Below are 15,431 nucleotides of genomic sequence, written 5' to 3'. Positions count from 1 at the left end.
AATTCCAATGATTATCCCATGACTTGTATGGGATTTAAAGGACATAGAGAGAAGTAAAGATGAAAACACCTTGTATTGCAGCTTGTAAAAACGAAGACGGCATTTGTATTGGTTGTAAACGTACTATCACTGAGATCATAGAGTGGAAATCAATGACTGATGAAGAAAGAGACTGCGTGATGGATCGGTTATCAAGCAAAGCAACAACACATACTTGCCCTGAGTGCACAAAACCAGCTCAATGTGATATCAAAATGGGTAAAGAAACATGTTGGTGTTTTGAGGGCGAAACTCGTGATGTGGGTATTGTTTCTGAGAATTCGGAGTGTTTATGCCAAGATTGCTTAACAAAGAAACCGATAGCGTAATATTTACGTGCTACTTTATAATAGGGTGCTAAATTTGATATAGATCAATTAGTAAAGTTGTCAAAGTTACCTATCCTTTAGAGGTATTTAACATTGTTAACAATATTTACATAAAATTAATTTGTCACAAACATTAATATTTTTATACATTACTTTTCAATTAAATATATCTCTGGATGAACGCAAAAAACTAGTCGATAAAAGGGTTTATCTTGAAAATTTAATTGAAGCACTATTTGTGAGGGATTAAAATCTATGTCAGATAGGTTCGACAACTTGTTAACATTTTCTATATTTATAAAGTAGAAAGATAACTAGGAATAAAATTATGAGCAATGCAATAAAGCAAAACGATGGAGCAGAACGTTCTTCTGAATGGAAAGCATTTTTCTTCATTACGGTTGTTCTTTTCCCAATTCTAAGTGTGGGTGTGGTTGGTGCTTACGGTTTCTCTGTATGGTTCATGCAGATGCTGTTTTTTGGTATGCCAGGTCATGGTGGTTGATTCTTTTTTAAGTATCGCCAGCTATAACAAATTAGAATTATTTAAAGAGAAGCAATTATGATGTCATTACTTAAAAAAGCTTGGTCGGTTTTTGCCCGCCCGAGTGTTCATATCAGCTTGGGTGTACTTACCCTTGGTGGTTTCATCGCAGGTGTTATTTTCTGGGGTGGCTTTAATGTTGCGTTAGAAGCAACGAACACTGAAGAGTTCTGTGTAAGCTGTCACGCTGATAATATTGCACCTGAATACGCAGGCACTATTCACGATAAAAACCGTTCTGGTGTTCGTGCTACATGTCCTGACTGTCACGTTCCTCATGAATGGACTTCAAAGATTGCTCGTAAAATGCAAGCAAGTAAGGAAGTATTTGCACACGTATTCGGTTTTATTGATACTCCAGAGAAATTTGAAGAGCGTCGTATCGTTTTAGCCCAACATGAATGGGATCGCTTTAGCGCAAACAAATCTCTTGAGTGCCGTAACTGTCATGACTATGACGGCATGGATTTCTCTAAAATGCAACCTACAGCACGTATTCAAATGCAAGGTGCAAAAGAGCGTGATCAAAGTTGTGTAGATTGTCATAAAGGTATTGCACATAGCCTTCCTGCAAATATGGATAGCTCTGGCGGTATGGTTAGTGAGTTAACTCAACTAGCAAGCAACACTAAATACGAAGATGGTCAAACTTATGTTTCAGTTCGTCACCTTCCAATGTATGAAGATGCTAAATTAACAATTGAAGCTGGCCTATTAAACCCTGCCTCTCAAGTTACTGTACTTGAAGAGAAAGGCGATGCAATGAAAGTTGCTATTGAAGGTTGGCGTAAAGTTAAAGGCTTCGGTCGTGTTATCCAAGAAGATTTTGGTATGAACATTGCGGTAGGTGCTTTACTTAAAGATGCAGCTCAGAACGATGAATTTGTTCAGAAATTTGAAACTAAAGAAGATGATCTAACAGGTCTGCCTTGGCAGCGTGTAACTGTAAATCTATGGATGAAGAAAGAAGATTTCTTACCTGATTACACTACAGTTTGGCAGAAAGCGGAAGAGTCATACAAAACAAACTGTTCTGTATGTCACACACAACCAGCTGAAGCGCACTTCGATTCTAACACATGGCCTGGTATGTTTGACGGTATGATGGCATTCGTTAACTTCGATACAGACAGTAAGTCACTTGTATTGAAATACCTACAAAAACACTCTTCAGATTTTTCTGACGAAAAACACTAAGAATTAATGGAGTAGATAGAATTATGTCTATTAGCAGAAGAAGTTTTCTAAAAGGTGTTGCAACAACAAGTGCAGTATCTTTAGTAGGTCCAAGCCTATTAATGTCTTCAAAAGCCAATGCTGCAGAAACAACGGGCACATGGCGTACATCTGGCTCACACTGGGGTGCGTTCCGTGCGCACATCTATGGTGGCAAAGTACAAGAAATTACAGCGTTGGAAATGGATAAGCATCCAACAGATATGTTGAATGGTATCAAAGGGATTATTTATAGCCCAAGTCGTGTACGTTACCCAATGGTACGTTTAGATTGGCTGAAAAAACATAAGTACTCAGCTGAGACTCGTGGTAACAACCGTTTTGTACGTGTAACTTGGGATGAAGCGTTAGATTTATTCTACCGTGAGCTTGAGCGTGTTCAAAAAGACTACGGTCCATGGGCGCTTCATGCAGGTCAAACTGGTTGGAACCAAACCGGTTCTTTCCACAACTGTACTGCTCAAATGCAACGTGCGGTTGGTATGCATGGTAACTTCATCAAGAAAGTAGGCGACTACTCGACGGGTGCAGGTCAAACAATCATGCCTTACGTTCTTGGTTCTACAGAAGTATATGCACAAGGTACTTCTTGGTCTGAGATCATCGAGCATTCAGATAACATTATTTTATGGGCAACGGATCCAGTTAAAAACCTACAAGTAGGTTGGAACTGTGAGACTCATGAATCTTACGCATACCTTGAGAAGCTAAAAGAAAAAGTAGCTGCAGGTAAAGTAAATGTGCTTTCTGTTGATCCAGTTAAAAACAAAACACAGCGTTACCTACAAAATGACCACATGTACTTAAACCCACAAACTGATGTGGCGTTCATGTTGGCTGTGGCTTACACGCTGTATACTGAGAACTTGTACGACAAAGCATTCATTGATACTTACTGCCTAGGCTTTGACGAGTTTATGCAATACGTGCTTGGTGAAACTAAAGATAAAGTAGTTAAAACTCCTGAGTGGGCTGCTGAGATCTGTGGCGTATCACCTGAGCAAATTCGTGAGTTCGCGAAAATGATGGCAACTGGTCGTACACAAATCCTATTTGGATGGTGTATCCAGCGTCAGCAGCACGGTGAGCAACCATACTGGATGGGTACCGTTCTATCTGCAATGACTGGTCAAATCGGTCTTGCTGGTGGTGGTGTATCTTACAGTCACCACTACTCAAGTGTTGGTGTTCCTTCTACTGGTTTTGCAGGCCCTGGTGGTTTCCCACGTAACGTGGATCAAGGTCATGAACCTAAGTGGAATAACAACGACTTCAATGGTTACAGTAATACTATTCCTGTAGCACGTTGGATTGACTGTTTATTAGAACCAGGTAAAGAGATCCGTTACAATGGTTCTAAAGTTGTACTGCCTGATTTCAAAATGATGGTTATTTCTGGTAACAACCCTTGGCATCACCACCAAGATCGTAACCGCATGAAGCAAGCATTCCAAAAACTTCAAACAGTTGTAACGATTGATTTTGCTTGGACGGCAACGTGTCGTTTCTCTGATATCGTACTTCCAGCATGTACGCAATGGGAACGCAACGATATTGACCAATACGGTTCATACTCTGCACGTGGCTTAATTGCAATGCATAAGCTTGTAGATCCTTTATACCAATCAAGATCTGACTTTGAGATCATGACTGAACTGACTCGTCGCTTTGGCCGTCATAAAGAATATACTCGTGGTATGGATGAAATGGAGTGGGTTCGTTCACTTTATGCTGAATGTCGTACAGCAAACGAAGGCAAATTTGAGATGCCTGAATTTGATGTATTCTGGGAAAAAGGCGTTCTAGATTTCGGTGAAGGTAAACCATGGGTTCGTCACGCTGACTTCCGTAAAGATCCTGAAGTTAATGCACTAGGTACACCTTCTGGTTTCATTGAAATCACAAGCCGTAAGATCGCACGTTTTGGCTATGAAGAATGTCAAGGTCACCCAATGTGGTTCGAGAAATCTGAACGTTCACATGGTGGTCCTGGTTCTAAAGAACACCCATTCTGGATGCAATCTTGTCACCCTGACAAGCGTCTGCATTCACAAATGTGTGAGTCTGAAGAGTTCCGTGCAACTTACGCTGTTCAAGGTCGTGAGCCGGTATACATTAACCCTCAAGATGCTAAAGAAAAAGGCATTAAAGATGGTGATTTAGTTCGCGTATTTAATGGCCGTGGTCAGCTTCTTGCTGGTGCTGTTCTTACTGATAGTTACCCTCGTGGTGTTATTCGTATCGAAGAAGGTGCATGGTACGGTCCATTAAATGAAAAAGTGGGCGCAATCTGTACTTATGGCGATCCAAATACACTGACACAAGATATTCCATCATCTGAGCTTGCTCAGGCGACATCAGCGAATACATGTCTAGTTAACTTTGAGAAATTCAAAGGTAAAGTACCACCAGTAACTTCATTTGGTGGCCCAATTATTGTTGAATAAGACAATAAAAGTCAATTGATGTAAAAAGCACCTATATTTAGGTGCTTTTTTATATTTATTTTATATGCATCAAAGGTTGTTAATATATAAAATAAATATAAAAAACAATACTATTTTATAACAAGAATGGTCTATCTTTTATTGATTTAAAATTAATTCAAAATGAGCATTATTTTGCTATGAGAAAATCATAATATGTATTATCCTCTCGCCGAAAAATTCACATAGGTGAAATTATTAGGATAATGCAAGAATGTTGCAAAAGTTACTTTCAAATTTAAAAACAAAATATCAAATATTAGTACCAGTTCTAGCGACTATCGTAGTAATGATGTTAGCTATATATTTAGTGAATTCAAAGTTAGAATCCACAAACCGTAATGTACAAATATCAGATCTCCGAAGCTATCAACTAAGCAATGTTTCTATTGCTGAGTCGCGCTTACTGTCTCTTCGATTAAGTGTATCTGCAGGGTTTACAAATATTGAATCATTAAACACAATCGATTTTAATGGTATTAGTTCTGAGCTTAGTTCTAATTTTACTAATATGGTAAATCAGCAACGAACGTTACAAAATATGGGGGCAGCCGTTAAGTCTCCTGAACAGCTTCAAACTGAATTGAATTTATTGATATCTCAATTGAATGATTACAAAAAGCACTCAGATGAGATTGTAAAATTTAATGATAAAAAGATAAAAGAATGGGGTAATTCCCTGTATTTAACTACGCCTATTCAACAGGCAAGTGAGTTAATATTTTCACCATCACAAAGTCAAGCGTCAAAGTTATATTGGGAAAAGGTATTACCTGAAGTATACAATAAAGCAAGTCGTATCGAAATTCAGATGACTTCTCTATTTAATGAAGATTTATATACATCGGTAAGCAAAACACCAAGAATAGATATCGTTAATAGAGACTTTGATGCATTAGCTCAACTGATTGAACCATTAGAGAATGAAGACGCTAAAAATATTCTTGCTTCTGCATTTAAATCTCAATCTGAAATTAATATTGTATTATGGAATGCTACTAACGAAATAAATAAAAATAAGAGAGAATTAATTGCTCTTGGAAATACAATATATCAAGAATTAAATGAAGAAAGAGTTCGTCTAACTAAGATGAATGGTAGTATTTCAGAAGATAACATGGCATTAATTTCTGAAAGTCAGACGTTGTTGTTAACGGCTCTAACTGCGACTGTAATTATTTCTTTAATTATTGGTGTTGTTATTGCTCAGATCGTAACTAAACCAATTTTAGTACTTCAAGAGCAGATGTCAGATATTTCAAATGGCCGTCTAGATTCATTGAATAATCAATCAAGTGACAATGAAATTGGTGAGTTATGTAAAAATACAGACAGCACAGTAGTTCGCTTACAAAATATGATTAGCAGTTTACGTAACGTTGGTGAAGAAGTTTCTTCATCGTCAACGGAACTAGCCGCAATTATGGTACAAAGTGAAGCGAATGCATCAGATCAAAAATCTCAAGTTGATTTGATTGCAACAGCAATTACTGAATTAGCCGCTTCTGCGAATCAAGTAGATGCATCTGCAAATCAAGCGGATATTAAAGCTAAAGAAGTATTAGGTATGAGCCGCGATGGAGCTCAATCTGCTGCAGAAGGGGTGAAATTAAGTCAAGATCTTGCGGCCCAAATGGATGAAACCTCTTCTGAGGTTATGATACTGAAAGACCAAACGGATCGTATTAGTGAAGTGATTACAGTTATCGATTCTATTTCTGAGCAAACGAACCTACTAGCATTAAACGCAGCGATTGAAGCGGCACGTGCTGGTGAGAGTGGTCGAGGTTTTGCGGTTGTTGCTGATGAAGTTCGCGTGCTTGCAGCTAAGACTCAACAGTCAACTCAGAATATTCAAGATATCATTAATAACTTACAGCAAAAATCATTGACTGTAGTTGATTCAGTTAATCAGTCTATTAATATGATTCATAAAACTGCTCAGATGAGTCTTGATACAAATAATCAATTATTAAGTATTTCTGATTCAATAGAGCTTATCTCTCAGACCAATGCAGAAATGGCAACAGCAGCCAATGAGCAAAGTAGAGCGATAGAGTCTATTAGTGAAAACGTTAATGTAATCACTGAGAGTATTAATCAGAACGTAGAAGGGATTAAAGAATCTGCGCAAGCTAGCCAGCATTTATCTGAACTTTCTGAAAACCAAAGAGAACAATTATTATTCTTTAAAGTATAAGTTTATTGAGTAGTTTACCAAGTCAGTATTAATGATACTGGCTTGGTATTTTTGATGTTTAACCCCTCCAAACTCTCGCCCTTCATCTGTTATTGTTGCTTGTATCTTGAATAGTAGTATTCTATGGAAATTACACAGTTATCTGATTAATTTCGTTATAGAAACGAGCAGTAGGAAGTGCATGATGAACCCATTATTTTTCTTATGCGGACAAGAAACCATTCCTGTTCAAACCGATTTAGTTTATGAGCTGCAAGATGACCAAGTTACTATGCGTTTTGCTGGCATTCATAATTTGCCTATCAATGATCATTATCTTGTTTTACAGTTCCCAACACAATTAGAGCATGATGCTAAGATTTTAGGCGATGGCTTTCAAATGCTATCTCAAACGGGTGGTCAGGTTAGCTCTCCTCAAGATATAGGTCGTTGCCCAGATAATAACGCCAGTTACCGTTTATATTCAGAAAAAGCCAAAAAACGTTTCTACAACTATTTAGTCATTGAGCAGTCTGATGGTTTTACACTATTTGGGTTCACGTCGTGCTATCGCTTTGCTGGGTATTTTGAAATACATCAACATCAAGGTGAAATGAACGTAATGGCATTTCTTGATGGGGAGCATACCCACCCTCAGGATTGGGCTAGTAATGAAATGGAAGCGGTTACTGTTATTCAAGCGGATTCACTTGATGAAATGTATGAACTTTATGCCGCAAAAGTACAACAACAGCATCCGATTAGAGCAGGAGTAAAGCAAAGTGCGCCTGTTGGATGGTGTTCATGGTATGCCTATTATGCAGATGTAACCGAACAAAACGTCTTAGATAACCTTGAAGTGATGAGCAATGAACAAGAAGAGCTTGAGTGGATCTTACTGGATGACGGTTATCAAGCATTTATGGGTGATTGGTTAACACCGTCAAATAAATTTCCTAATGGTATTGAAAGCTTATTAACGGCAATAAAAAGCAAAGGTAAAAAGCCCGCTATTTGGATTGCTCCGTTTATTGCTCAACCAGAGTCAGAGATCTTTAAAAATCATCCAGATTGGTTTGTGCGTCATGAAAATGGTGATTTATTAAAAGCGGAAGATATCACTTATGGGGGGTGGCGTTGTACACCTTGGTATATTCTTGATACTTCAAAGCAAGCAGTGCAGATTCATTTAACTGAAGTGATTCGAACCATGAGAGAGGAGTGGGGAGTTGAACTTTTCAAATTGGATGCAAATTACTGGGGCTCATTAAAAGGTGCTCGTGTTCAGTCAGGGATCACAGGAGTTGAAGCCTATCGTTTAGGTATGCAAGCCATTATTAATGGTGCTGGAGAGGCGTTAATTCTAGGGTGTAATGCGCCAATGTGGCCATCTTTAGGTCTTGTGGATGCAATGCGCGTCTCTGATGATGTAGAGAGAAAAGCCGAGCGATTTGAGCAAATTGCAAAAGAAACATTTTATCGAAGCTGGCAACATCGTAAATTATGGCAAATTGATCCGGATTGTATCACGTTAATTTCCTTACCTAATCAAGGGGCAGAACGAAAAGATTATGAATTTCACCGCAATGTGATCTTAGCCTCTGGCGGATTAGCCTTATCTGGTGACCCGTTACCTGAGTTGAATAACTTTGCGAAGAAGACATGGAAGAATCTATTGTCACGTCATCGTCTAACACAAGATTCAGCCCAGTTTAAATCATTATCGAATCGTCACTGTACACTTCGACTTAATCATCAGCATGAGCTTCATTGTGTCTTTAATTATGATGATGAGCCAATGGAGCACACGTTAGTGGCTGATCAGCCTTCAATTTGGCGTGATTTTTGGACAGGCGAGCAACTGAATGACGAGCCTGCGCAGATGTTATTACTGACTTTAGAAAGTGGGTTAAGTAGCCGCGCAATCTTGGTATCTATCTAAATTAATATGACTGACTTATTGGTTTAATTTAAGTACATGAAAAACTTATTACTCGACTTTCTTATCCCTAGTTGAGATTAAATGGTCCCATCTTTATTATTGATAATAGAGATGGGATTTATTTAGTTTAATCTAACACTCAATTTTAGGTGTCGCTGCACTAATGCGCTGCTTTCTATCATGTGTAGGGGCGTCAAAATGGCTAGCTAAAAGACGCTGTGTAATAGAGTGTTGAGGGTTTGCAAAGATCTCTTGGGTTGGGCCTTTTTCTACCACTTCCCCTTCATGCATTACCATCACTTTATCAGTAATGTGTTTCACTACACCAATATGTTGCGATACGTAGATAAATGAAATGGCCATCTCTTGTTGAAGCTCTAAGAATAAGTTAATGATCTGAGAACGCATCGCCATATCGAGTCCATTCAGGGCTTCATCTGCAACAATAATAGACGGTTGTAAGATTAAAGCTCGAGCCAAACAAACCCTCTGTTTTTGGCCTGTTGCCAGCATTTGTGGGTAGAAGTAAGCATGTTCAGGTAATAAGCCAACGCGTTGCAAAGTATCTTTAACACGGCGCTCTCTTGCTTCAGGAGGCATGCTGGTATTACGTTTCAATGGGCCTTCTAGAATGCGACCTATTTGAATTCGAGGATTTAACGATGAGTTAGGGTCCTGAAAAATCATGCGTATTAGCTTACAACGAGTTTGAAAATCTTTGTAATCTAGAATCTCACCATTAACTTTAATGATGCCAGAAGTAGGTTCAACAACACCTGCAAGCATTCTTGCTAATGTTGATTTGCCTGAGCCGTTTGCACCAATAAAACCTATTGTTTGTCCCGCTTCTAATGAAAAGCTTACGGGCTTAACCGCTTCTCGTACTTGTTTGCGAAATAATCCAGTACGAAAAACGTAATCTTTTTTAAGATCAGTGACCTCAAGAAGCGCAGTCATTCTTCTTCTCCTCAAAGTTTAATGGGAAATGGCAGCTAAATTTGTGATCTTTCACTTTGCGACCTTCAGGGACTTGTACGCATTTTCTTTGAGCATAAGGACAACGGGGGCCTAAACGGCAACCAATAGGTAAATGCTGTAATGGTGGAATTGTTCCTGGTAATGATTCTAATTTAGCTTTATGAGGGATCCCATCTTGGCTAAAATCAGGCATAGCTCGTAGAAGTGCCTTGGTATAAGGGTGCTTTGGTGTTTCCAAAATATCCTTACGACAAGCAGACTCAACTGATTGACCGCAGTACATTACGGTGATTCTATCTACCCATTGCGTTAAGGTAATTAAGTCATGGCTGATCAATAGAATCGTGGTGTTATTGACTTGATTCATACGGCTTAATAAACGGAATATTTGTGACTGAGTTACGGCATCCAATTCATCGGTTGGTTCATCAGCAATTAAGATACGAGGCTTATTGGCAATAGCCATAGCGATCATTACTTTTTGGCATTCACCATCCGTTAACTCATACGGATAGCATTTCATTATGCGCTTATGATCCTTGATCCCTACTTTATGAAGTAGAGCAATAGCGCCTTTCGTACGCCAGTTCCAACGCTGCCACCAACTACCAGTAAAGTATTTTGATGGTATCGCTTCTTTTAATTGGTTACCAACTTGCTCTGATGGGTCTAGACAGGTCGAGGGTTCTTGGAATATCATCGCCATTTCACGTCCAATAACTCGGCGGCGTTCTTTTGGTGACAATGCCAGAAGGTCAATATTACCTAATCGCATTCTATCAGCACTGATCTTCCAGTTATCTTTAGTGATCCCTAAAATTGCTTTAGCGACAAGAGACTTACCTGAACCTGATTCACCTACTAACCCGCGAATTTCACCTTCATTAAGTGTTAAACTCATACGATCAACGGCTTTCACCATGCCTTGAGGAGTCTCTAATTCAATGGTTAAGTGACGAATATCTAATAAAGGCATTACTCTGTCCCCGCATTTAATGCACGTTGAATACCATCACCAACTAAGTTAATGATAATAACTGTAAAAGTAATGACGATACCTGGTAACGTTACTGTCCACGGAGCAGTATAAATTAACTCAATAGAGTCGCCTAATATTACTCCCCATTCAGGACTAGGTGTTTGTGCGCCTAAACCGAGAAAACCCAGAGCGGTAATATCTAAAATAGCCACTGAAATTGCTAATGTCATTTCTGCGACGATAACAATAAGAATATTTGGAAGTACAGAATTCCATAAAAGGTAGAAGTCGTTCGCACCATCTAGGCGAGCAGCAAGAACATAATCTTTTTCTACCTCATTATGAACCGCGGTGTATACAGCACGTATGAAACGAGGAATGAGAGCTAACCAGATTGCCAATAAAATATTAAATTCCCCAAACCCTAAGAAAGCCACAAAAATAATAGCCAGTAAAAGAGAAGGGATAGATAGAATCGTATCTAACAGGTGATTTAAAGTGCTGGATAATAAACCTTTAGTCATGCCAGCAAATATACCAATGGTGCAGCCAACAAAACCTGAAAATAAAGCCACAATGACCGCGTAACCAAAGGTTAACTGTGAGCCCATCAATAATCGAGAGAGAATATCTCGACCTAAATCATCAGTACCCAAGAAGAACGCCACATCACCTTCAGCACTCCATGATGGCGGCATTAATAGGTTATCTGATTGCCATTGAGGATCATAAGGGCTTAACCATGGTGAAGTTATGGTAATTATTATAATTAATAATAAACACCAAAACCCAAACATAGCTAAAGAGTTAGCTCGAAAGCTCTGCCAAAAACGTTCCATTTGTGTTGGAATATGTTCTTCTTGATAAACACTATTTGAGAGCATAGAACTCTTTCCTTACTAATGGGTTTACCGCTGCACCTAATAAATCAGATAGGATATTTGCTAATAAAATAAATGAAGCAACAGTAATTACTCCTGCTTGAACAGCAACAAAATCTTGATTAATAATAGCATCCAAAAGCCAGCGACCAATGCCTGGCCAGTTAAAAATAGATTCAGTTAAAATAGCCGCAGTAAATAGGCCTGATAGTTGTATGCCTAGTTTCGGGATAATAGGCGGGAGCGCATTACGAATAATATGCTTAATCATAATTTGAAATTTAGACAGCCCTTTTGTATGAGCGACTTTAATATAATTTTGAGTAATTACCGTAGAAACAGAAGAGCGCATCAAGCGAATGACTTCTGTCATTGGTGCAATTGAAAGTACCAACGTAGGTAATATTAAGTGCTGAATAATGTTTTCGAGCATTTCTGCACGGTAAGGAGAGTTAGAAGCTAATACATCGATAAAGGCAAAACCCGTTTTAGTATCAAATTCATACAACAAACTGTAACGACCAGAAACAGGAGTAATACCAAGCTGTAAGCTAAAAAACATAAGTAATATTAATGCTATCCAAAACAAAGGCATAGCGTAGCCAAGTAAAGCAATGGATGAAATAAAGGTATCCATTGGTTTGCCTTGACGCATACCTGCAATGGTCCCAACAGGGGTCCCTATGATAAGAGCTATAAAAAAGGCAAAGAAGCACAATTCGATGGTAGCAGGGAAAACACGCAGAATTTCATCTAGCATAGTTACACCGTATTCGTTCACACCAAGGTTTCCGCTAGTTAGCTGACCCAAGTAGGTGAACCACCCTGAGAAGAAAGAGGTTTGCGCCCATGCCGAGCTATCGTCAAGACGTAGAATATTGAAACCAATTAAGGTTAGGATCAATAGCGTAATAATGAATAAATTAAAACGTCGTATCGTGTAAATCCACATTATATCTCCTCCTTAATTCTGATAATTTTATGGAATGGATAGGTATTGAATGGGCTTAATGTAAAACCCTGTAACGAAGATTGGTTCGCTTGATATTTTACGCCATGTGCTAATGGTATTATTGGCATTTCTTCGCTCAATAGATTTTGGATCTGACGATATAAGTTAATACGATAGCGAGGTTGGTTAGTTTCTTTTGCTAAATCAAGCAAGAAATCAAACTCCTCATTACACCAATTGGCAACACCGAATCCCGCTTGTTTTGCATCACAAGAAAGCAGTGGTCGAAGCATAGTATCAGGATCTGAGCTGTTAGCATTCCAGCCAGTTAATACTAAATCGATGTTATTCTCTGCGAGTTCATTACGGTTTAATAAATCGCTAGTAATTAATTTAAGCTTAATCCCGATATCTGCAAAATTGCTCTGAATGATTTCAGCTGACTTTTTAGGGCTTGGATTATAAGAGTTATTATCAAGAGGCACCCACATCGTCAGTTCAATTTCATCTTCTATACCAGCTTCACGTAATAATCCTTTTGCGTAATTTAGATTATAGCGAATAAAAGAGCTGTCATTACCATAAGCCCAAGAAGCAGGGGGTAAGATCGATTTTGCCTCAATACCTGAATTATAGTAAACAGAGTTAATTAAGCTTGAACGGTCAATTGCAAAATTGAGTGCTTTACGTACGCGCTGATCCTGTAATAATGGATTCTCTGTATTGATAGCAATAAAAGCAACATTGGTTGCCGTTTGCGAAAACAGGGTCAATTCGTCATTTTCAATAATAATAGGTAATTGACTGGATATAGGGTTTGCTACCACATCGCACTCTTGGCGCAGTAGTTTTGCTAATGAACCTGTCCCTCTACTTGATATATCAAATACCACTTGCGACATCTTAGCCTTACCTTGCCAGTAGTTATCGTGTCGTTTTAAACGTACCATTTCACTTTTTTGAAATTGCGACAGTTTAAAAGGACCAGTACCAACAGGTAGTGAATCAATTAAGTTTTTATCGTCAGAAGCCGCAAGTTGCTGAGCATACTCTTTGGACAGAATAACCGCGTAAGAGGTGGCTAAAGAAGATAAAAAGGTATTGTCAGGCGAAGAAAGCGTGAATTGAACCTGATGTGGGTTGATGGCTTTGATTGAGGTTACTGTTTGAGGAAAATTGATACTATCAAACCATGGATAGTGCCCAGAATTGACATTGTGGTACGAATTATCAGGATTTATGATACGATCAAAACTAAAAACCACATCATTAGCATTTAAAAAGCGCGTTGGTGTAAATAAGTCGGTGGTATGAAATGCAACGTTAGGTTGCAAGGTAAAAGTATAAACGGTACCTGTCTGATCAACTTGCCACTCGCTGGCTAAATTTGGCGATGGTTTTTGCGTAACGGGATCAATAATAAGCAGGCGATCATAGATCTGAGCGCTAACGGCCTCAAGAATACTGTTTTCATCAGAGATTTGTGGATTAAAAGTATCCAGATTTCCTGACTCACAGTAAACGAACCCTGTTTCATGGATTGTTTGTTTAATCCCCGCATCATAGCAACCAACAAGACTAAATAATCCTGTTGCCGTTATGAGTATGCGCGCAATAATTTTCATAATGACCGCAGCTTTTTATCGATTTAAATTAATGAACCTGTCATTTTATACCCAAGTGACTGGTTCTGCACTTAATTATCTAAGATTATCCCTTGATTGTGGTCAAGAGTTGGTGCTTTTTCAATAATCCACGAAATTGATGGTAAGTAATGCCTAATTCTTCAGCGGCTTTTCGTTGATGATGTTGTGTTTTTAATAGCGCTTGTTCAAGCAGTGCTTTCTCTTGTTCTATTTGAAATTGTTTTAAATTTAATGGTAGCGATATGGCTTGATCTTTTTTTTCTTGGTCATCAAGTATAGTTGAAGGAGAAGAGGTTAACTGAGAGTCTGCCCATGGAGAAACAAAAGGGTCGAGCTGAATTGACTCGATTTGAGCCTCTTCATGATTATGCTTAAACACTGCTCTTTCAATACAGTTTCTTAACTCACGGACGTTACCGGGCCAGTCATAACCTAAGATTTGATGCTGAGCATAACGTGAAAACCCTGCAAAATACGTTAAGTTCATTTCTTGGCACATCTTTATGGCAAAATGTTCAGCAAGTAACAGTACGTCTTGCTCTCGGTATCGTAGCGGGGGTAAATGAATCACATCAAAAGATAATCGATCTAATAAATCTGCTCTAAATTTATTTTCTGCTATTAAGTCTTGCGGGTTTTGGTTGGTCGCACAAATCAAGCGAACGTCTGCTTTTAAGGTTTGAGATCCACCAACGCGTTCATATTCACCATATTCAATCACTCGAAGCAACTTTTCTTGCACAGTTAAAGGCGCGGTCCCAAGTTCGTCTAGAAAGAGGGAACCACCATCAGCACGTTCGAATCGACCTTGATGGCGCTGTTTTGCTCCCGTAAATGAGCCAGCGTCATGACCAAAAAGCTCCGAATCTAATGTGCCAGAACTTAAGGCGGCACAGTTTAAACTCACTAATGGCTCATCCCATCGCCTTGATAGAAAGTGAAGCCGTTGAGCAATTAACTCTTTCCCGGTTCCGCGTTCACCAAGAATTAGGATTGGTCTATCTATCGTCGCCAATTGAGATGCCTGGTCTAACGCAGATAAAAATGCATCTGATTCTCCGATTAAGCTGTCTTTTCTCATGCTTTACCTTAACTTAATTGGTCAATATTACTAAATAATGGTTATTTTAATCATAACTTAAAATGGTATATTCGTCGATTTCTTGTAAGTTATTGATTTTTAATGAGTGAAAACTTGGCATGTATTGTGTAATAGTCATAGTAGATTTAAAAATAGTTA

General features: G+C 38.6%; 12 protein-coding genes. 6 read left to right on the top strand and 6 right to left on the bottom strand.

Annotated elements, in window-relative coordinates; translation table 11 throughout:
- Positions 1 to 59 precede the first annotated feature (59 nt).
- The 6 genes from PVK71_RS10015 to PVK71_RS09990 all read left to right on the top strand — a co-directional run bounded on the left by PVK71_RS10015 (position 60) and on the right by PVK71_RS09990 (position 8,755).
- The gene (locus tag PVK71_RS10015; protein ID WP_274418170.1) at positions 60 to 368 is read left to right on the top strand and encodes a DUF1289 domain-containing protein; all 309 of its coding nucleotides are present in this window, start codon (positions 60 to 62) and stop codon (positions 366 to 368) included.
- Positions 369 to 696: 328 nt separating this feature from the next.
- Positions 697 to 873 carry a trimethylamine N-oxide reductase system protein TorE gene (gene torE, locus PVK71_RS10010; protein ID WP_130045382.1) on the top strand — a complete coding sequence of 59 codons (177 nt, stop codon included), beginning with the start codon at positions 697 to 699 and terminating at the stop codon, positions 871 to 873.
- Between the two features lie 57 nt (positions 874 to 930).
- Complete coding sequence (gene torC, locus PVK71_RS10005; RefSeq protein ID WP_274418174.1) at positions 931 to 2,109, top strand: pentaheme c-type cytochrome TorC; 1,179 nt, start codon at positions 931 to 933, stop codon at positions 2,107 to 2,109.
- 23 nt (positions 2,110 to 2,132) lie between these two features.
- Entirely contained in the window at positions 2,133 to 4,595 is a 2,463-nt protein-coding gene (torA, locus tag PVK71_RS10000; RefSeq protein WP_274418176.1) for a trimethylamine-N-oxide reductase TorA, read from the top strand.
- Positions 4,596 to 4,848: 253 nt separating this feature from the next.
- Positions 4,849 to 6,834, top strand: coding sequence for a methyl-accepting chemotaxis protein (locus tag PVK71_RS09995; protein WP_274418177.1), 1,986 nt, complete (start codon positions 4,849 to 4,851; stop codon positions 6,832 to 6,834).
- 181 nt (positions 6,835 to 7,015) lie between these two features.
- Positions 7,016 to 8,755: a glycoside hydrolase family 36 protein gene (locus PVK71_RS09990; protein WP_274418179.1), complete on the top strand. Its 1,740-nt coding sequence runs from the start codon at positions 7,016 to 7,018 to the stop codon at positions 8,753 to 8,755.
- A gap of 132 nt (positions 8,756 to 8,887) precedes the next feature.
- On the opposite strand, the gene PVK71_RS09985 is transcribed toward PVK71_RS09990, so the two are convergent.
- The 6 genes from PVK71_RS09985 to pspF all read right to left on the bottom strand — a co-directional run bounded on the left by PVK71_RS09985 (position 8,888) and on the right by pspF (position 15,272).
- Positions 8,888 to 9,712: a peptide ABC transporter ATP-binding protein gene (locus PVK71_RS09985; RefSeq protein WP_274418181.1), complete on the bottom strand. Its 825-nt coding sequence runs from the start codon at positions 9,710 to 9,712 to the stop codon at positions 8,888 to 8,890.
- Entirely contained in the window at positions 9,696 to 10,709 is a 1,014-nt protein-coding gene (locus PVK71_RS09980; RefSeq protein ID WP_274418183.1) for a peptide ABC transporter ATP-binding protein, read from the bottom strand. Before PVK71_RS09980 ends, PVK71_RS09985 begins: the two co-directional genes overlap by 17 nt.
- Entirely contained in the window at positions 10,709 to 11,596 is an 888-nt protein-coding gene (gene sapC / locus PVK71_RS09975; protein WP_274418185.1) for a putrescine export ABC transporter permease SapC, read from the bottom strand. Before sapC ends, PVK71_RS09980 begins: the two co-directional genes overlap by 1 nt.
- The gene (locus tag PVK71_RS09970; RefSeq protein WP_274418187.1) at positions 11,583 to 12,545 is read right to left on the bottom strand and encodes an ABC transporter permease; all 963 of its coding nucleotides are present in this window, start codon (positions 12,543 to 12,545) and stop codon (positions 11,583 to 11,585) included. Before PVK71_RS09970 ends, sapC begins: the two co-directional genes overlap by 14 nt.
- Entirely contained in the window at positions 12,545 to 14,170 is a 1,626-nt protein-coding gene (gene sapA, locus PVK71_RS09965) for an ABC transporter substrate-binding protein SapA (RefSeq protein WP_274418189.1), read from the bottom strand. Before sapA ends, PVK71_RS09970 begins: the two co-directional genes overlap by 1 nt.
- A gap of 85 nt (positions 14,171 to 14,255) precedes the next feature.
- Positions 14,256 to 15,272 (bottom strand): phage shock protein operon transcriptional activator, encoded by a 1,017-nt coding sequence (gene pspF / locus PVK71_RS09960; protein ID WP_274418191.1) that lies wholly within the window; start codon positions 15,270 to 15,272, stop codon positions 14,256 to 14,258.
- Positions 15,273 to 15,431 lie beyond the last annotated feature (159 nt).

The sequence above is a fragment of the Aliivibrio sp. S4MY1 genome (assembly GCF_028765545.1).
GTDB lineage: Bacteria > Pseudomonadota > Gammaproteobacteria > Enterobacterales > Vibrionaceae > Aliivibrio.
Note: the sequence above shows the minus strand (reverse complement) of the source record. Positions and strands in the feature narration are given on the sequence as shown.